We start from the raw sequence: 19,401 nt of genomic DNA, 5'->3' as shown, positions 1-19,401 counted from the left end.
CCTGAGAGAATGAGCCAATGACCGACGACCTGCGCCTTGCCGACCACCCGAACGAGGCCGGCGAGCCCGACGCCGCCGCCGGCGTCGTCCCTGCCGCTCCGGAGATCACGGAGACCGAGGACGACGTCGCGCGCGAGCGCGCGCTGCGGGCGGGCCTCGACGAGTTCGAGCTCGACGAGGAGGACGCGGCCCTCCTCGACGCCGAGTGGGCCGGCGAGGAGTCCGAGCCGGAGGAGATCCTGCCGGTGCTGGCGGTGGTGGGACGGCCGAACGTCGGCAAGTCGACGCTGGTCAACCGCATCCTGGGCAGCCGCGAGGCGGTCGTGGAGGACCAGCCGGGCGTGACCCGGGACCGGGTGCCGTACCAGGCCGACTGGGCCGGGCGCCGGTTCACGCTCGTGGACACCGGCGGCTGGGAGGTCGACGTCGCCGGGATCGAGTCGAAGGTGGCCTCCCAGGCCGAGGTCGCGGTCACCCTGGCCGACGCGGTCCTGTTCGTGGTGGACGCCCAGGTGGGCGCCACGTCGACGGACGAGCGGGTCGTGGAGATGCTGCGGCGGTCGGGCAAGCCGGTGGTGCTGGTCGCCAACAAGGTGGACGGCGCCGCGGGCGAGGCGGACGCCGCCTACCTGTGGTCCCTCGGCCTGGGGGAGCCGCACCCGGTCTCCGGGCTGCACGGGCGCGGCACGGGAGACCTGCTCGACGCCGCCATGGCCGCGCTGCCCGAGGTGTCCGAGCACGGCGAGGCGCGGCCGGTGGGCCCGCGCCGGGTGGCACTCGTGGGACGGCCGAACGTCGGCAAGTCCTCGCTGCTGAACAAGATCGCCCGCGAGGACCGCGTCGTCGTGCACGACGAGGCCGGGACCACGCGCGACCCGGTCGACGAGCTGATCGAGATCAAGGGCGTGCCCTACTGGTTCGTCGACACGGCGGGTATCCGCCGGCGCCAGCACCTGACCCAGGGCGCGGACTTCTACGCGGGCCTGCGTACCGCGGCCGCGATCGACAAGGCGGAGGTCACCGTCGTCCTGCTGGACGCGTCCGAGTCGCTGACCGAGCAGGACCAGCGCATCCTGTCGCAGGTGGTGGACTCCGGGCGCGCACTCGTCCTGGCCTTCAACAAGTGGGACCTCATGGACGAGGACCGCCGGCCGTTCCTGGAGCGGGAGATCGAGAAGGACCTCGGCCAGGTGGCATGGGCGCCACGCGTGAACGTCTCCGCCCGCACCGGCTGGCACACCGAGAAGCTCGTCCCGGCGCTGGAGCAGGCGCTGTCGAGCTGGGACATGCGCATCCCGACCGGCCGGCTGAACGCGTTCCTCGGCGAGCTCGTCGCCGCGCACCCGCACCCGCTGCGGGGCGGGAAGCAGCCGCGCATCCTGTTCGCCACGCAGGCCTCGACCCGCCCCCCGCGGTTCGTCATCTTCGCCACGGGCTTCGTGGAGGCGCAGTACCGCCGCTTCATCGAGCGTCGCCTGCGCGAGACGTTCGGCTTCGAGGGGACCCCCATCAGCATCTCGGTGCGGGTGCGCGAGAAGCGCCGCCGCTGACGTGGTGCCGTTTCAGAGGTGCTTCTCCAGGACCTCGAACCGTAGGTCGTCCCGCTTCGGGACGCCGAAGCGGGTGTCGCCGTAGGGGAACGGCTTGAGATGGCCCGTGCGGACGTAGCCGCGGCGCACGTACCAGGCGATCAGGTCGGCCCGGGCGTCGATGACGCTCATCCGCAGCAGCGTCTGGCCCCACTCGTCGCGGGCCACGCGCTCGGCCTCCCCGAGCAGCGCCCGGCCGACACCGCCGCCCTGCCGGTCGGGCCGCACCGCGAACATGCCGAAGTACCCGGCGCCGTCCTCGACCGCGACGTGCGCGCACGCCAGCGGGCCGCCGTCGTCGTCCACGACGAGCACCGTGCTGCGCGGGCGGGTGATGTCGGCCCGCAGCACGGCGGGGTCGATGCGCTCGCCGTCGAGCAGGTCCGCCTCGGTGGTCCATCCCGTCCGGCTGGCCTCCCCACGGTAGGCGGAGGTCACCAGGCGGACGAGGGGGTCGACGTCGGCCAGGGTGGCGGTCCGCACGGGAAGCGCGGCACGGTTCTCAGGGCTGGTGCTGGTCACTGGCACACCGTAACGGAGCCTCGCGTGCCGGGATCCGGGCGGTTCCCGCCGGCCGCGCTGCACCGGGCAGGTTCCGCACGTCCGTTCCGCGGGCGCCCTGCCCGCGTTCGACGTGTCGGTACCGCCCGCCGCTGCCACCATGGACTTGCGCAGTCTCGGTGCGCGGGAGGTGTCAGGTGTCATCGTTCCTGTACAGGCTCGGCCGTGCCGTGGTCCGGCGTCGGGGCCGGATCGTGGCCGGATGGCTCCTGGTGCTTCTCCTGTGCGGCGGCGCGAGCGCGTTCCTGAACCAGGGCACCGACGACACCTTCACCATTCCCGGGTCCGAGTCACAGAACGCCATGGACCATCTTGCCCATGTTTTTCCCCAGGTCAGCGGCACGTCGGCCCAGCTCGTCCTGCTCGTCGGGCAGGGGCAGAAGGTCGACACCGGCGCCACCCGCCGCGCCGTGTCGGACGCCGTCGACCGGATCGAGCGGGTGCATCAGGTCGAGGTGGCCTCCGACCCGTTCGGCAAGAATGTCCACGACGCCGTCTCTCCGGACGGCCGGGCGGCGAACATCGCGGTCCAGCTCGGGGTGGACTCGGCCCAGGTCAGCCCGGGCACGCTGTCCCAGCTCAGTGTCATCGCCGCCGACCTCGCCCGCACCGTCGGCGACGGCGCCCACGTGTACACGGGCGGCGACGCGTTCGCCGTGCAGGTGCCGGGGCTCAGCCTCACCGAGGCCACGGGCCTCCTCATCGCCCTGGTCGTGCTGCTGCTGACGCTCCGGTCGCTCGTCGCGGCTCTGATGCCACCGGCCACCGCGGTGCTCGGCGTGGGCGTGTCCGTGGCTGTGGTCTACCTGGCGACGGTCTTCGTGCCGGTCTCCTCCACCGCGCCCCTCCTCGCCGTGATGATCGGCCTGGCCGTGGGCGTCGACTACGCGCTGTTCCTGCTGTCCCGGCACCGTGACCAGCTTGCCGAGGGCATGGCGGTCGAGGAGTCGATCGCCCGGGCCACCGCGACTGCCGGCTCCGCGGTGCTGTTCGCCGGCCTCACGGTGGTCATCGCCCTGCTCGGCCTGGCGGTCGCGCGCATCCCGTTCCTGACCACCATGGGCGTCGCGGCGGCGCTCGGCGTCGCCGTGGCGGTGTGCGTGGCCGTCACGCTGGTGCCGGCGCTCCTCGGATTCGCCGGGAAGTGGCTGGTTCCGCGGGCCCGGCGCCGTCGCGGCCCCCGGCTCCGGATGCCGCCGGTGGCCCGGCCCTGGGTGCGGTTCGTCACTCGCCGGCCGGTGATCACGATCGCGGTCGTCGTCGCCGGGCTGGGCGTCCTGGCAGTGCCGGCCACGGACCTGCGGCTCGCCCTGCCGGACAACGGGAGCCAGGCTCCGGGCTCCCCGGCGCGCGTCACCTACGACGTCGTGGCCGAACACTTCGGCCCCGGCTACAACGGGCCGCTCCTGGTGACGGCGGACATCATCCGGTCCACCGATCCCACGGGGCTCGTCGACCAGCTCGCGGACGACATCCGCGGCATCCAGGGGGTCGCCGCGGTGCCTCTGGCCACCCCCAACCAGAAGGGCGACACGGGCATCATCCAGGTGGTCCCCACCACGGCGCCCGACGACCCCCGCACCGACGAGCTCGTGGAACGCCTGCGGGCCCAGGAACCCCATTGGCTCGACGAGTACGGCACGGCGACGGCGGTGACCGGCCTCACCGCCGTCGGCATCGACGTGTCCGCCCGGCTGGGCGCGGCGCTGCTCCCGTTCGGCCTGCTCGTGGTCGGGCTCTCCCTGGTGCTGCTGGCGATGGTCTTCCGCTCGGTGTGGGTGCCGGTCAAGGCGACCGCCGGGTACCTGCTGTCGGTCGGTGCGGCGTTCGGGCTCACCTCGCTCGTGTTCCAGAGCGGACACGGTGCCGCGCTGTTCGACGTCACCCACACCGGCAGCGTGGTCAGTTTCCTGCCGATCATCCTCATGGGCGTGCTGTTCGGCCTCTCGATGGACTACGAGACCTTCCTGGTCTCCCGGGTCCGCGAGCACTACGCCCACCACGGCGGCGCGCACGAGGCGATCGAGGAGGGCTTCGTGTCCGCCTCACGCGTGGTCGTCGCCGCCGCCCTCATCATGTTCGGCGTCTTCGGGTCCTTCGTGCCCCACGGCAGCGCGACCCTGAAGCCGATCGCGTTCGCCCTGGCGGTCGGCGTCCTCATCGACGCCTTCCTGGTCCGCATGACTCTGGTGCCCGCGGTCCTCGCGATGCTCGGTGACCGGGCCTGGGGCCTGCCGCCCGCGCTCGACCGCCGCCTGCCCGTGTTCGACGCCGAGGGCGACTCGCTGCTGCACGAGCTGCGCCTGGCGGACTGGCCGGACCCCGCCGCGGGCGAGGTGATCAGCGCGCGCGCCCTGGACCTGGACGACGACCGCGGCGACCCCGTCTACCGGGACGTGGAGCTGCACGTGCCCCGGGGAGGGGTGCTCGTGCTGCACGGGTCGGGCGCGGTGGGCAAGACGGCCCTGCTGCTCTCGCTCGCGGGACGGGTGACGGCTCACCGTGGCGACCTCAAGGTGCTGGGGCAGGTGCTGCCGCAGCACGTGCACGCGCTGCGCGCGCACGTCGCCGTCGTCGACGGCCGCGACGACCTGAATCCTGCGGGCGCCGTCACCGAGGCCCTGGCCCACGACGTCGAACTGATCCTGGTCGACGACGCCGACCTGGTGCTCCGCTCCGCGGACCGTGCCCGGCTGCGCGACCAGATCGCATTCCGCGTCACCGGCACGGGCCTGCCTGCCACCTTCGTCCTGACCTGTCAGGACCCCGGCCGGGTGGCGGACCTGCTGCCGCCGGACGGCACCACCCTGCATGCCATGACCCACCGAACCGCCGAGGTCCCGTGATGACCATGTCGTTCGCCGCCTCCGCCCGGGCTCTCACGGCCCGGCACCTCACCTGGCGCACCTGGACCGCCCTCGTCGCGGTGCCACTGCTCGTCATGGGTCTGCTGACCTGGGCGTTCTGGTCCCCAGGCACCGACCACGACAGCGTGCAGGCCGCCGTCGTGAACAACGACGACCCCGTCACGGTCAACGGGAAGACCGTCCCGCTGGGGCGGACGCTCGCCGGCGACCTGACCCACGACGAGACCTCCGCCTATGACTGGGTCCTCACGGACGCCTCGGACGCGCGGGAGGGGCTCGACGACGGCACCTATGCCGCCGTCGTGACCATCCCCGAGGACTTCTCCGCCCAGGGGACGTCCGCCGCGACCGCCGACGACCCGATGCACGCCGTCCGCGGCAGCCTGGACGTGCGCACCACCACTGCCGCGGGGGTGGCGGACCCGTTCCTGGCCGCCGGCGTGGCCGCGGACACGCAGGACGCCCTGAACCAGACCGTCGTCCAGTCCTACCTCGGCAACGTGTACGGCAGCTTCACCACACTGCACCAACAGCTCGAGAAGGCCTCGGACGGCGCCGCCCAGCTGGCCTCCGGCACCGCGAAGCTCGCGTCCGGCGCCGAGGAACTGTCCGGCGGTGTCGATCAGGTCGCCGAAGGAGCCGGGGAGCTGTCCACCGGAGCCGCCCAGCTCGCCGCCGGGACCACCCGGCTCGCGGCCGGGTCGGAGGCGCTCGTCGTGGGATCGTCGGAGCTCGCCGCCGGGACAGGTGAGCTCGCCACAGGGGCAGCGCAGGTCGCCGACGGCACGACGGCGCTCGCCACGGCCGTGGACGACGCCGCGCGGCGCGCCCGCCGGCTCCCCGTGGCCGCCCGTGAGCTGGCCGACGGCGCAGGCCGCGTCGCCGGCGCGAACGCTCGCCTGGCGGACGAGGTGGTCCCCGTCGCGGACCGTGCCGTCGCGGGTATCGACGGACTCCCGCAGGCGCGGGACGTGGCCGCCGAGGTGCGCCGGCTCGCCGAGCGCTGCGACACGGGCGCCGTGGCGGACCGGGACTTCTGCGAGGCCCTGGACCGCGCAGCGGACCGGGTCGAAGGTGCCGCGCAGGAGCTCGACGCGGGCAGGAGTCGCGTGCGTGCCGACGTCGTGACCGCACGGGACGCGGTCCAGGAACTGCGCACCGGCGCGCAGGAGGTCGCCCGGGGCAGCGAGTCGCTGGCCGAGCGGTCCGGCGAGCTGGCGGCGGGCCTCGCCTCGGTCGTGACCGCCGTCGACGAGCTCGACGCGGGCGCGCGGTCGGTCGCGGCGGGCGCTGCGCAGGCCGACGCCGCGGCGGAGCAGCTGGCCGCCGGCAGCGCCCGGCTCGACACCGGGACGCAGCAGGCGGACGCCGCCGCCCATCAGGTCGCCGCAGGCGCGAGCGAGCTGGCCTCCGGTACGGACGAGCTCGTGCCGGGCGCGGACCAGGTCGCCGACGGCGCCCAGCAGGCGGACGACGGCGCCCAGCAGCTCGCCTCCGGGCTGTCCGACCTCGCCGAGCACGTGCCCACGTACACCGACGACGAGCAGGACCACCTGTCGGCCGTGGCGTCCAGACCGACGACGTCGAGCACCACCTCGGCACCCTTCGGTGAGCTGGCGGTCGCCCTGTTCGCGGCCCTGGGACTCTGGGCGCTGGCGTTGATGACCTACCTGGTGACGCGTCCGCTGCCGGCCGGCATCCTGACCTCGCGCGCACCGACCTGGCGCCTCACGCTGAGGGCCGCGGTGCCCGGCGCGATCGCGGCGGCGACCGCTGCGGTGGTCATCGCCGCGGTCGCGATCCCCGTCCTGCGGCTGCACCTGGCCGCGGCATCCGGCCTGCTGCTGGTCGCGCTGCTTTCGGCGGCCACGTTCGTCGCCCTCAACCAGGCGCTGGCCGCGGTCCTCGGTCCGGCGGGCCGGCTGCTGTCGCTCGGGGTCGCCGTCCTGACCGTGGCGACAGGGGTGGTGTCCACCCTGCCCGGGGCGCTGTACGCGGTCGCCGGCCTGCTGCCGACCCATGGCGCGATCATCGCCCTGCGCGCCGTGACGACCGACGGGGCGGGTCTCGGCCGCGGCATCGCGGAACTCGTGGCCTGGCTGGTCGTAGGGCTGCTGGCCACGATCGCCGTCACGGACCGCCGCCGGTACGTCTCCCCGCGCGCCTTGCGCCTGGCCGCCGCGGGAACGTAGGGCGCACCCGCAGGGGCGGCACCGACCCGAGCCGATCTCCTGCACGTCGCCGGTGACCCGGCCACGGGCATCGCGAACCCCCTCGACACCCGGCAGGTCCGGCGCCGGGGCCGGCCACGCCACCCGTGGGGACGAAGGCCCCGTACGACCCGAGGCCTCCGCCCCTGGCACGCGCGCGGGCCGCCGCGCACCATGGGAAGCGATGGCCGACACCGGGACCCAGCAGCCGTACCAGGCCGACACCGCGCACGCGATGCCCGCCGCTGCCGTCCTGGCCGCCGTGCACGGCGACCCCGACGGCCTGAGCACCGCGGAAGCCGCAGCACGCCGAGGCCGCTGGGGCCCCAACGACATCCCGGCGGCCGCCGGGAACGGCCTGTGGATGGTGTTCCTGCGGCAGTTCGCCTCCCCCTTGATCTACGTGCTCGCCCTGGCCGCCGGGCTGTCCGTGTGGCTCGGCGAGTGGTCCGACGCCGCTTTCATCGCCGCCGTGCTGCTGCTCAACGCCGCCATCGGCAGCACCCAGGAACACCGCGCCGAACGCAGTGCCCAGGCACTGCGACGGATGGTCACGACCGCGAGCGACGTCGTCCGCGACGGGAACCTGCTGGAGATCGACGCCCGCGAACTGGTCGTCGGCGACGTCGTGCTGCTCTCCTCCGGCATGCGGGTACCCGCCGACGTCCGGCTGCTCGACTCCCAGGGCCTGCAGGTCGACGAGTCCCCCCTGACCGGGGAGTCCCTCCCCGTGGACAAGAACCCCCGCGCCACGGTCCCGCGAGCCGCGGCCCTCGGCGACCGGCCGACCATGGCGTACGCGGGAACCCTCGTCGGCCGCGGCCGCGGCCGCGGTGTCGTCACCGCGACCGGGGCCACCACCCAGGTCGGCGCCCTGGCGGGCGAGCTGCGGGAACCGTCCTCGGTCGAAGCCCCCCTGCTGACCCGCATGCGCCGCTTCGCCCTCGTCGTGGGTCTCGGCGTGGCCCTCGTCGCCCTGGCGGTGGGTGCCGTCGAGACCGTCCGCGGCACACCGTGGCACGAGGTCGTGCTCATCGGCGTGGCGCTCGCGGTCTCCGCCGTCCCGGAGGGCCTGCCCGTCGCGCTCACCGTGGCGCTCGCGGTGGCGGTGCGCCGGATGGCGCGGCGTGAGGTGATCGTGCGGCGCCTGGTCGCCGTCGAGTCGCTCGGGTCCTGCACGGTGGTCGCCTCGGACAAGACCGGCACCCTGACCGTCAACGAGCTGACCGTGACCCACGTCGCCGTGCCGGGCTGCGAGCCGTGGGAGGTGACCGGCGTCGGTGCCGACCCCACGGGGAGCGTCATGGTGGACGGTGCGGACGCCGACGCCGGGATGGCGGCCGCGGAGCGGCTCGCCCGGGCGGGAGTGCTGTGCAACGAGGCCACGCTCGCGGCCACCGAGGACGGCTGGGTGCACCGCGGCGACGCCGTGGACGTCGCGATGCTGGTCCTGGGGCGCAAGCTCGGCATCTCACGGCCGGTGGCCCTGGACGGCGCGGAGCAGCTCGCCGCGATCCCGTTCGAGTCGGAGCACCGCTACGCGGCCACGCTGCACGCCGCGGACCCCGGGACAGCACGGATCGTCGTCAAGGGTGCGGTGGAGCGGGTGCGGAGGATGTGCACCACGATGGTCACGCTCCACGGCGAGCGGCCGATCGACGCCGAGCAGGTCGACCGGATGGCGGAGCGTCTCGCCTCGACGGGGGAGCGGGTGGTCGCGCTGGCCGTCCGCAGGGTCGGCCGCCGCGACGGCGGACCGGGCGCCGACCCGGACCTGGACCACGACGAGCTGACCGGGATGACGTTGCTCGGGCTGGTCGGCATGAGTGATCCGCTGCGCCCGGACTCACCGGCCGCGATCGCCGCCTGCCGGCGCGCCGGGATCTCCGTCGTCATGATCACCGGCGACCACGCGGCCACCGCGCTGGCCGCTGCCCGGGAGCTCGGCCTGGCGGACGGCCCGGACGAGGTCGTCACCGGGCACGAGCTGCACACGGCGGCGAACGGTGCCGCGCGCGGCGCCGTGGAGGGGGCCGCGTACGGCGGTGCGCAGGGGGCAGGACCGCAGGAGGCAGGGCCGGAGGGGGCAGGACCGCAGGAGGCAGGGCCGCAGGAGGCAGGGCCGGAGGGGGCAGGGCGCGGCGGCGCGGAGAGCGCGGCCGCGGTGGACGCCCTGACCGCCCGGGCGACGGTGTTCGCGCGGGTCGAACCCGCCCAGAAGCTCGACATCGTGGAATCCCTGACACGCCGGGGCGAGGTGGTGGCCGTGACCGGTGACGGCGCCAACGACGCCCCGGCGCTGCACCACGCCCACGTCGGCGTCGCGATGGGTCGCTCGGGGACGGACGTGGCACGCGAGGCCGCCGAGATCGTGGTCACCGACGACCAGTTCGGCTCCATCGCGGCCGGTGTCGAGGAGGGGCGGATCGCCTACGCCAACGTCCGCAAGGTCATCCAGCTGCTCATCGCGACCGGGGCCGGAGAGCTGGTCCTGGTACTGGCCGCCCTGACGATGGGACTGCCGCTGCCCCTGCTCGCGGTCCAGCTGCTGTGGCTGAACCTGGTCACCAACGGCATCCAGGACGTGGCCCTGGCGTTCGAGCCCGGTGAGGGCGACGAGATGCGCCGCCGTCCCCGCCCGCCGGGAGAACCGGTGTTCGACCGCCTGATGGTGGAACGCGTGCTCCTGTCCGCGGCGGTGATCGGGGGCGTCACCGTCGCGTTCTACCAGTGGCTGCTCGCGGCCGGCTGGAGCGTGGAGGACGCCCGGAACAGCGTGGTCCTGCTCATGGTGCTGTTCGAGAACGTGCACGTGTTCAACTCCCGGTCGGAGCTGAGGTCGGTCTTCACGCACGACCCGCGCCGCAACCTCCTGCTGGTCGGCAGCACTCTGCTGGCGCAGGCACTGCACATCGTCGCCATGCACGTGCCGTTCACCCAGGCCGTGCTCGGCCTCCACCCGGTGTCCCTCGCGCACTGGGCGACGCTGCTCGGCCTGGCGACCACCCTGCTGGTGGCGGTCGAGCTGCACAAGGCGTTCTGCCGCCGACGGGCGCGCCGTTCGTAGCCATGTCGCCGCCGGCCACGGCGCGCACGGCGTGCGCGCGCCTCACCGCCGGTGCGCGCGCCTCACCGCCGGGCGCTGCCGGGGAACATCAGCCGCACCAGGCTCACGACGATCGAGATCGCGCTGCCCACCACGGCGACGACCAGCAGCACCCGCACCACCAGCGCCCAGTCGAAGGACTGCCCGGTGAAGTCGAAGGGAAAGACGGACCAGACGGCGAGGATCGCCACGAGACCCACCGCGGTGACCACGATGTCGCCGGCGGCACGGAGCCACGGCGGGTCCGTGATCGTGTACAGGAGGTTCGCGACGATGCCGGCCACCAGCGACGCGTTCACGGGCGTGAGTACCTCACCGGTCTGCGCCGTGAGGAACGGGACCGACTCCCATCCGGGCCACAGGTGGATCAGCCCCAGCATGATCACCTCGATCAGGACCGTGACCAGGTATCCCGTACGCCGCGCCGCCGCCGAGGGGCGGGAAGGCGTCCGGTGCGCAGGCGAGGACCTCATACCCGCAGGCTAGGAACCCCGCGCCGGACGGCCTAGGGCCGTTGGTCACTCAGGAGACGGCGTTCCTGCCGATTCCGCCGGCCCGGCCCCGCCCCGTGGCGGCCGGGGCGCCGGGGGTCCCGGCGCCGCAGCACCAGCTTGCGCAGCTCCTCGGCGCAGACCACCGCGAGCGCGGCGGCCACCGCGACCGCCCAGTGGACCGGACCGAGCGGGGCGGTACCGAACGCCGTCTGCAGGAACGGCACATGCACCACCGCGGCCTGGAGCCCGACGCCGAGGCCGACGGCGCCCCACAGCCAGCGGTTGGCGAACAGCCCGCGCCACGCCCCGGCCGTCTCGGACCGTGCGCTGAACACGTACAGGAGCTGGGCCAGCACCAGGGCGGTGAAGCCGGCGGTGCGTGCCACCGCCAGCGAGTCGTGGCCCGGCAGGAGGCCGCCGGGCAGGAACATGTCCATGGTCAGCAGGGTGACCAGGCCCATGGTGAGGCCGACGAACAGCATGCCGGTCCACATCCGCCGCCCGACGATCCGTTCGGACACGGGCCGCGGCGGCCGTCCCATGACGTCGTCGACCTCGGGGTCCACGCCCAGGGCGAGGGCGGGCGCCGTGTCGGTGACCAGGTTGATCCACAGGATCTGGGTGGCGAGGAGGGGAACGACGACGGCGTCCTGGGCGGCGGCCCCCGTGAGGCCGATGGCGCCCGCCAGGACGACACCGAGGAAGACGGTGAAGACCTCACCCATGTTGGACGAGAGGAGGTAGCGCAGGAACTTCTTGATGTCCTCGACGATCACCCTGCCCTGGCGCACCGCGGCGACGATCGTGGCGAAGTTGTCGTCGGCCAGGATCATCCTGGCCGACTCCTTCGTGACCTCGGTGCCCATGATCCCCATCGCGATGCCGATGTCGGCCGTCTTCAGGGCGGGAGCGTCGTTGACACCGTCGCCGGTGACGGCCACGACGTGCCCGTCCGCCTGCAGCGCGTCGACGATCCGAAGCTTGTGCTGCGGGGCGACGCGCGCGTAGACGGAGACGTCGCGGGTGGTCTCGCGCAGCCGGTCGGGGTCGAGACGGTCCAGTTCGGGTCCGGCCACGGCCGGGGCGTCCGGCCCGACGATCCCGAGCTCCCCGGCGACGCGGACCGCCGTGGCGGGGTGGTCGCCCGTGATCATCATGACCCGGACCCCGGCCCGGTGGGCCTGTTCGACGGCGCCGGCCACCTCGGGGCGCGGCGGGTCGGTGATGCCGACCACCCCGAGATGGACCAGTCCGGACTCGTGGGCCTCCAGCCCGTCGGGGGCCGTGCCTTCCGGCACGCGCCGGTAGGCGACACCGAGCGTCCGGTAGGCCTGCCCCGAGAGCCGTTCGACGTCGTCCAGCACCGCCGCGCGTCGTGCGGCGTCGAGCGGGACGACGTCGTTGCCGACCTGCACGGCGGTGCACCGGTCGAGCAGGACGTCGGGTGCGCCTTTGGTGACCAGCGCCCAGGTGCCGGGTCCGGCGGGGTCGACGAGGGCGGACATCATCTTGCGCTCGGAGGTGAACGGTGCCTCGCCGCGACGTTCGAACGTGGCGACGCGTTCGGCCGTGCCGGCCAGCTTGCGCGCGGCCACGAGGAAGGCGGCCTCGGTGGGGTCGCCGTGCACCGTCCAACGCCCGTCCTCCTCGGCGACCCGGGCGTCGTTCGCCAGGGACCCGCCGCCCAGGACCATGCGGACCTCCTGCGCGAGGTCGCCGTCGGACAGCGGCCCGCCGGACGTGAGCACGTCGCCGTCGGGCCGGTATCCGACGCCGGTCAGCCGCACCTCGCCGGAGGCGGTGACGACGCGTTCGACGGTCATCTCGTTCCGCGTGAGGGTCCCGGTCTTGTCCGAGGCGATGACCGACGCGGAGCCGAGGGTCTCCACGGAGTGGAGTTTCTTCACCACGGCGTGCCGCCGGGCCAGGTGCTGCACACCCACCGCCAGCACCACCGACAGGATGGCCGGCAGACCTTCCGGTACGGCGGCCACCGCCAGCGAGACGCCCAGCAGCAGGACGGTGACCAGCTCGGGGAGGGTGCTGACCTGGTTGACGAGGGCGGTGACGACCATGACGACGACCGCGATGCCGATCACGGTGAGACCGAGCCACCGCCCGACGAACGCGATCTCCCGCTGCAGCGGTGTCGCCTCCTCCTGGGTCGCGTCGAGCAGCTCGGCGATGGCGCCCATCTGGGTGTCCATGCCGGTGGCCGTCACGACGGCGCGCCCGACGCCCTGGACGACGGCGGTGCCCTTGTAGACCATGTCGGTACGGTCACCGAGCGGAACGTCGCCCTCCAGCGTGACCGGGTCCTTGGCCACGGCGGCGCTCTCCCCGGTCAGGGATGCCTCCAGCACCCGCAGTGCGGTGGCACCCACCAGCCGGGCGTCCGCGCCGACGGCGTCGCCCTCTGCCAGGAGCAGCAGGTCGCCGCGCACCAGCTCGGCGGAGGGGATCGTCCGATGCCGTCCGCCGCGCACCACGGTGGAGGTGGCCCGCGTCATCGACGCGAGTGCCGCGACGGCGTTCTCCGCGCGGCTCTCCTGGACCAGGCCGAGCACGGCGTTGACCACGACGACGGCGGCGATGACCACGGCGTCGGCCGGAATCCCTGCGGCACCCTCGACCAGCCACGCGACCAGCGAGATGGCGACCGCCACGAGCAGCAGGGACACGAGCGGGTCGCGGAGCTGGGCCAGGATCCGGCGCCACAGCGGGACCGGAGGCCTGGCCCGCAGCTCGTTCGGCCCGTCGCGGGCCAGCCGGCGGGCGGCCTCCGCGTCGCTCAGGCCGCCCGCCGGATCGGCGTCCAGCTCGTGCAGGATCTCGGGGACCGCACGGACCGACGGGTCCGGACGTACGGCTCCGGCGGCGCTCCCCGCGGAGGGACCGCCGTCGCGGGCGGGGCCGGTCACCGTGCCCCGGACACGGCGTGGGCGCGCGACTCGCGGTGGATGTCCATGACCTCCGCGAGCAGGCGCAGCGCGTCGGTGCGGGGACGCTGGAAGGCGTTGCGGCCCATGATCGTGCCGAACCCGCCGCCGAGCGCCGTCTGCCGGTTCTCCTCCAGGACCGCCAGCGTGTCCTTGGCCGGCCCGCCGGAGAAGATGACGATCCGGTGCCCGTCGAAGGCGGACTCGACCACGTGCCGGACGCGGTCGGCGAGGGTGTCCAGCCGTGTCCCGGACTCCCGGAGCGCCGCGGCCGCGGCCGGCATCTCCAGGTGTGCCGTCGGCGGCTTGACCTTCACGATGTGGGCACCCAGCTGGCAGGCCAGGTGCGCCGCGTAGGCGACCACGTCGACGGCGGTCTGCCCCTCCTTCGAGATCCCCGAGCCGCGCGGGTAGGACCACACGACCACGGGCAGGCCGGCGTCGCGGGCCTGGGCCACGAGCCGGCGCAGCTGCTCGTACATGACGTTCCGTCCGGCCGAACCGGGGTAGATGGTGAACCCGACCGCGACGCAGCCCAGCCGTACGGCGTCGTCCACGCTCGCGGTGAGGGCAGGGAGGGGGTCGGGGCCGGTGTACAGCGAGTCCGACGAGTTGCACTTGAGGATGAGCGGCAGTTCCTCCGCGAAGTCCTTCGCGATCCGCTGGATCGCGCCGAGAGGTGCCGCGTGCGCGCTGCAGCCGGCGTCGATCGCGAGCCGGGCGTGGTACCGGGGGTCGTAGCCCGCGCGGTTGACCGCGAAGCTGCGCGCCGGGCCGTGCTCGAACCCCTGGTCGACCGGCAGGACGACGAGCTTTCCGGAGTGTGCCGTCCGTCCGTGCTCCAGCAGGCGCCGCAGACACGACCGGGTGGCCACGTCGTCGGTGTCGTACCAGGACAGGATCTCCTCGACCCGTGGGGACGTGCTCATGACCAGCCTCCTTCGCCGGGGCCGGTCAGGCGGGCGCGCTCCGCTCACGCGGTGTCGCCGGGCGGGATCTCGGCCACTGCTGACACGCTCCCCGATCGTGGCGGGACCAGGAAAGGGGCATTCGTCCGGGTGGTCCGGGACCTTCGTCCCCGGCGGACGGGCCGGCGCCCCGCCGGCAGGCCCCGGGGAGGGATCACGGGGTGCGTCCGGCCGCGGTCCTCCACAGATCGCGCGGCCCGGGACGACCATGTCGCCCTTGGTCCCTAGACTGGCCGCCGTGACTCTTGCCGACGCCGCTACCTCGCCCGATACCGCCGTCGATCCCGCCCTGGACACGCTGCGCCGCGTGTTCGGCTACGAGGAGTTCCGGGCAGGGCAGCGAGCGGTCGTCGATACCGTGGTCGCCGGCGGGGACGCGCTCGTGCTGATGCCGACCGGCGGCGGGAAGTCGTTGTGCTACCAGATCCCGTCCCTGGTACGGCGGGGGACGGGGGTTGTGGTCTCCCCCCTGATCGCGCTCATGCAGGATCAGGTGGACGCCCTCGACGCGCTCGGCGTGCGGGCGGGGTTCCTCAACTCCACGCAGGACGCCGAGGCGCGGCATGCGGTCGAGCGGGCGTTCGTCGCGGGCGAGCTCGACCTGCTCTACCTCGCGCCGGAACGGCTGCGCCTCGACGCGACCGCGCGGCTGCTGGGCCAGGGCGAGATCGCGCTGTTCGCCATCGACGAGGCGCACTGCGTGTCCCAGTGGGGCCACGACTTCCGTCCCGACTACCTGGAGCTCTCCCGGCTGCGCGAACGGTGGCCCCACGTACCGCGCATCGCGCTGACGGCGACGGCGACCCAGGCCACGCGCGAGGAGATCGCCGAACGTCTCGGGCTCACCGAGGCCGAGCACTTCGTCGCGAGCTTCGACCGGCCCAACATCCAGTACCGCATCGTGCCCAAGGACGGCGCCAAGCGGCAGCTCCTGGACCTGCTGCGCACCGAGCACGCGGGTGATGCGGGGATCGTCTACTGCCTGTCGCGTGCGTCGGTGGAGGAGACCGCCGAGTTCCTCACCGCACAGGGGATCCGGGCCCTGCCGTACCACGCCGGCCTGCCCGCGCACGTGCGCGCGCGGAACCAGGCGGCGTTCCTGCGCGAGGACGGTCTCGTCGTCGTCGCCACGATCGCGTTCGGCATGGGCATCGACAAGCCGGACGTCCGCTTCGTCGCGCATCTCGACCTGCCCAAGTCGGTCGAGGGGTACTACCAGGAGACCGGGCGGGCCGGTCGTGACGGGCGGCCGTCGACGGCGTGGCTGGCCTACGGCCTGTCCGACGTCGTGCAGCAGCGCAAGCTGATCGCCGCCTCCGAGGGGGACGCCGTCCACCGGCGGCGGCTGGGGACGCATCTGGACGCGATGCTCGCGTTGTGCGAGACCGTCGAGTGCCGCCGCGCCCAGCTCCTGAACTACTTCGGGCAGGCGGGCGAACCCTGCGGCAACTGTGACACGTGTCTGGCGCCGCCGGAGTCCTGGGACGGGACGATCGCCGCGCAGAAGTTCCTCTCGGCCGTGTACCGGCTGGACAGGGAGCGCAACCAGCGGTTCGGCGTCGGGCACGTGGTCGACATCCTGCGCGGCAAGGTCACCCCGAAGGTGCGCCAGTGGGGTCACGACGACCTGACCGTGTTCGGCGTCGGGGACGATCTCGGCGAGGGGGAGTGGCGCACGGTCGTGCGCCAACTCCTGGCCCAGGGCCTGCTGGCCGTCGAGGGCAGTCATGGGACCCTGCTGCTCACCGACGCCAGTGCGGACGTGCTGGGCCGCCGCCGTGAGGTGCGGCTGCGCCGTGATCCCGAGCGGACGCGGGCCCGGGCGGCGGCGACGGCGAAGAAGAAGGCCGCCCCCGACATCGAGCTGTCCGCCGAGGACGCCGAGGTGTTCGAGCAGCTTCGTGCCTGGCGCGCCGGCGTCGCGAAGGAGCAGGGCGTGCCGGCCTACGTCGTCTTCCACGACGCGACCCTGCGGGCCGTCGCCGCGGCGCGCCCCGCCGGCCTGGACGAGCTCGGGACGATCAGCGGCGTGGGCGAGAGCAAGCTGGCCAAGTACGGTGCGGGCGTCCTGGAGACGATCGGGAGCCAGGGGAGTTAGGGGAGCCAGGGGAGTTAGGGGACGACGCGAGGTCAGCCCAGGGTGAGCCGTGCCGCCGGCGTCCCGGCGTCGTCGCGTGAGGTCCAGCGTGGTGCGGCGCCGACCAGCGCGTCCAGTCGCTCCAGCCGCTGTGCGGTCGCGTCGTCGGCAGGGGTCATGACGATGATGCGCTCCCCGCGCCCCCGGTCCAGCCACAGGCTCTGGAACTGCACCTCGAGACGCCCCGCGCGAGGCGAGCGGTACCGCCGCAGCCGCGGCTGGTCGCCCTCGAGCTCGTAGGTCTCCCAGTATCGGTCGAAGTCGGGCGACGCCTCCCGCAGGCGGTTCAGCAGCGCGCGCCACCGCGGGTCCTGGCGGTACTCGGGCTGGCGGGCGCGCAGCCGGGCGGTGATCTCGCGCAGCACGTCGTCCTCGCAGAGCAGGCTCCCGCGCCACTGCGGGTCGGTGAACATCAACCACGCGCAGTTGCGGTCCTCGGTCGGGTAGGCGTCCAGGTCGGTGAACAGGAAGCGGTAGGTGCGGTTCGAGGCGACCAGGTCGTAGCAGTCGGTCTGCACCGCGGCGGGATAGGGCAACAGCTTCTCCAGCACGGCGACGTGCTCGGGACGCAGGTCCATGGGCGGCCCCGGTGTCGCACCGGGCGCGCGGCCGGCGAGCACCATGAGGTGCCGGCGTTCGGGCGCCTCCAGCCGCAGCACACGTGCCACGGACTCCAGGACCTGGTCCGAGACGTTCCTGGCCCGGCCCTGTTCGAGCCACGTGTACCAGGTGACGCCGACGCCGGCGAGCTGTGCCACCTCCTCGCGCCGCAGACCCGGTGTGCGGCGCCGGCCACCGCCGGGAAGCCCGACGTCTGCGGGGGTCACTCGGGCACGGCGCGCGCGCAGGAAGGCGCCGAGCGCCGCACGGTCGGGTGTCGTCGTGGTCACGAGACCAGTGTCACCCGGACGCGACCGGGCAACCAGGTGGTGCTGGTACCACGATCAGCAGGCTTCTGGTACCAGAATGGAGACCGGCGCACCGTCGTGGTCATGACCACCACCTCGGCGTACCGCGCGACGCCCGCGACACCTCCGGCCGTGATGCGGCCCGCACTGACGGGCCCGGGGCTCGGCGTCCTGCTCGTCGCCTACCTGCCCGTGAACATGACGTTCGGATCCGTCAACCTCCTCGGTCCCGCCATCGCCACGGATCTCGGCGCCTCGGCGTCCGGCGGCCGCCTCGTCCTCTCGGCGTACACGACGGCGTTCGCCGCGGCACTCGTCGTCGCCGGCCGGCTGGGTGACCGCTACGGCCGCCGCCGCTTGCTCGCCATCGGGGTCACGGCGTTCGGGGTGCTGTCCGTCGTGGCCGCGCTCGCGCCGAACCTGGCGGTGCTCGTCTCGACACGGGCGGGGCTCGGCGTCGCCGCGGGACTGTTCACCCCGCAGGTGCTGTCCACCATTCAGGCCACCGCGCCGGACCGGCTCCGGGCGCTGGGCGTCACGCTGTTCACGGCGGCAAGCGGTATCTCGACCATCGGCGGCCAGCTGCTCGCCGGGGCGGTCGCGCTCCCGGCGGGCGATCACCTGGGTTGGAGGCTGGTCCAGCTGCTCACCGGGGCGGTCGGGGCGGCAGCGCTGCTCGCGCTGCGCGTCGTGCCGGACTCGCGGTCGCACGCGGCGCTGTCCCTGGACCTGCGGGGGACCGTGCTGCTGGGGGCAGGGCTGCTGCTCGTGGTCGTGCCGCTGACACTCGCCGGGTCGGCCCCACGGCCCGCCCCGCTGTTCGCCGTGCTCGTGGCCGGGGGCGTCGTCCTGGCCGTGTTCGCCCGCACCCAGTACGCGTCCGAGCGGCGGGGAGAGCTGCCGGTCGTTCCGCCGAGCGTGCTGCGGACCCCGGCGGTGCGCCGGGGTCTGGCCATGACGCTGCTCTTCTTCACCGGATACGGTGCGTTCCTGTACGAGTTCTCGACGCTCGCCCAGGGCGCGCTCGGCATGGACGCGTGGGGAGCCGTCCTCCTGCTGCTCGGGTTCGGCGCCGCGTTCATCGCCGTGGCGCTGGCTCTGCCCGTCGTCGAGCGTCGCACCGGGAGGTGGACGATGACGGGCGCCGCACTCGTGCAGGCAGCGGTCCTCGTCGGGCTGGCTCTCGTCGTGGGCAGCGGGCACGGCCGCAGCGCCGGGGCCTTGCAGCCGCTCCTGGTGGCGCTCGGCGCGGCGCAGGCCCTCATGTACGGGCCGGTGCTGCGGACGGTGCTGTCACGCACGCCCACCTGGGCCGCGGGTGTCGCCGGCGGGCTGTTCGCCACGCTCCAGCAGCTTGGCCTCGGGCTGGGTGTGGCCCTGCTCGGCGGGCTCTTCCAGCTGGTCGTGGCAGGGGCGCAGGGGGGAGCCGAGACCGGGCTGGCGCGCGGCTTCGCCGTCGCCGTGATCGTCCAGGCCGTCCTGGCGCTCGCATTCGCCCTGCTCGCCACGCGAACCGCCCGCGAGGACGCTCCGGTGTGAGGCTCCGGTGTGAGGGCCGGGTGTGAGGGCCGGGTGTGAGGGCCGGGTGTGGGGCCCCGGTGCGGGGCGTGTCTCGCGGAACC

The 19,401-nt window shown here is 73.8% G+C and carries 11 protein-coding genes; 6 read left to right on the top strand and 5 right to left on the bottom strand.

The features are described from left to right. Positions 1-17: 17 nt before the first annotated feature. Positions 18-1,550, top strand: a complete 1,533-nt coding sequence (gene der, locus HGK34_RS08380; protein WP_201846131.1) for a ribosome biogenesis GTPase Der — start codon at positions 18-20, stop codon at positions 1,548-1,550. Positions 1,551-1,562: 12 nt separating this feature from the next. On the opposite strand, the gene HGK34_RS08375 is transcribed toward der, so the two are convergent. Continuing rightward, entirely contained in the window at positions 1,563-2,111 is a 549-nt protein-coding gene (locus HGK34_RS08375) for a GNAT family N-acetyltransferase (RefSeq protein ID WP_307815862.1), read from the bottom strand. 176 nt (positions 2,112-2,287) lie between these two features. Between HGK34_RS08375 and HGK34_RS08370 the strand changes: the two genes are divergently transcribed. From HGK34_RS08370 to HGK34_RS23185, 3 genes are all read left to right on the top strand, one after another. Further along, a complete protein-coding gene (locus tag HGK34_RS08370) occupies positions 2,288-4,996 on the top strand; it encodes an MMPL family transporter (RefSeq protein WP_201846130.1) in 2,709 nt (902 codons plus the stop codon). Beyond that, the gene (locus HGK34_RS08365) at positions 4,996-7,209 is read left to right on the top strand and encodes a YhgE/Pip family protein (protein ID WP_201846129.1); all 2,214 of its coding nucleotides are present in this window, start codon (positions 4,996-4,998) and stop codon (positions 7,207-7,209) included. The genes HGK34_RS08370 and HGK34_RS08365 overlap by 1 nt, the downstream gene beginning before the upstream one ends. 202 nt (positions 7,210-7,411) lie before the next feature. Further along, positions 7,412-10,294 carry a cation-translocating P-type ATPase gene (locus tag HGK34_RS23185; protein WP_201846128.1) on the top strand — a complete coding sequence of 961 codons (2,883 nt, stop codon included), beginning with the start codon at positions 7,412-7,414 and terminating at the stop codon, positions 10,292-10,294. Positions 10,295-10,356: 62 nt separating this feature from the next. On the opposite strand, the gene HGK34_RS08355 is transcribed toward HGK34_RS23185, so the two are convergent. The 3 genes from HGK34_RS08355 to HGK34_RS08345 are packed head-to-tail and all read right to left on the bottom strand — an operon-like array spanning position 10,357 to position 14,695. Further along, complete coding sequence (locus HGK34_RS08355) at positions 10,357-10,806, bottom strand: hypothetical protein (protein ID WP_201846127.1); 450 nt, start codon at positions 10,804-10,806, stop codon at positions 10,357-10,359. 32 nt (positions 10,807-10,838) lie between these two features. Continuing rightward, complete coding sequence (locus tag HGK34_RS08350; RefSeq protein WP_201846126.1) at positions 10,839-13,748, bottom strand: cation-translocating P-type ATPase; 2,910 nt, start codon at positions 13,746-13,748, stop codon at positions 10,839-10,841. Further along, positions 13,745-14,695, bottom strand: coding sequence for a class I fructose-bisphosphate aldolase (locus HGK34_RS08345; protein ID WP_201846125.1), 951 nt, complete (start codon positions 14,693-14,695; stop codon positions 13,745-13,747). Before HGK34_RS08345 ends, HGK34_RS08350 begins: the two co-directional genes overlap by 4 nt. Before the next feature lie 247 nt (positions 14,696-14,942). On the opposite strand from HGK34_RS08345, the gene recQ reads away from it, so the two are divergent. Further along, entirely contained in the window at positions 14,943-16,832 is a 1,890-nt protein-coding gene (gene recQ, locus HGK34_RS08340) for a DNA helicase RecQ (protein WP_201846124.1), read from the top strand. Positions 16,833-16,864: 32 nt separating this feature from the next. Here the strand turns inward: recQ and HGK34_RS08335 are convergent, their stop codons facing one another. Further along, complete coding sequence (locus HGK34_RS08335; protein WP_201846123.1) at positions 16,865-17,761, bottom strand: helix-turn-helix transcriptional regulator; 897 nt, start codon at positions 17,759-17,761, stop codon at positions 16,865-16,867. A gap of 102 nt (positions 17,762-17,863) precedes the next feature. On the opposite strand from HGK34_RS08335, the gene HGK34_RS08330 reads away from it, so the two are divergent. Further along, complete coding sequence (locus HGK34_RS08330; protein ID WP_201846122.1) at positions 17,864-19,318, top strand: MFS transporter; 1,455 nt, start codon at positions 17,864-17,866, stop codon at positions 19,316-19,318. Positions 19,319-19,401: the final 83 nt, after the last annotated feature.

Source organism: Myceligenerans indicum, assembly GCF_016742955.1.
Taxonomy (GTDB): domain Bacteria; phylum Actinomycetota; class Actinomycetes; order Actinomycetales; family Cellulomonadaceae; genus Myceligenerans; species Myceligenerans indicum.
Note: the sequence above shows the minus strand (reverse complement) of the source record. Positions and strands in the feature narration are given on the sequence as shown.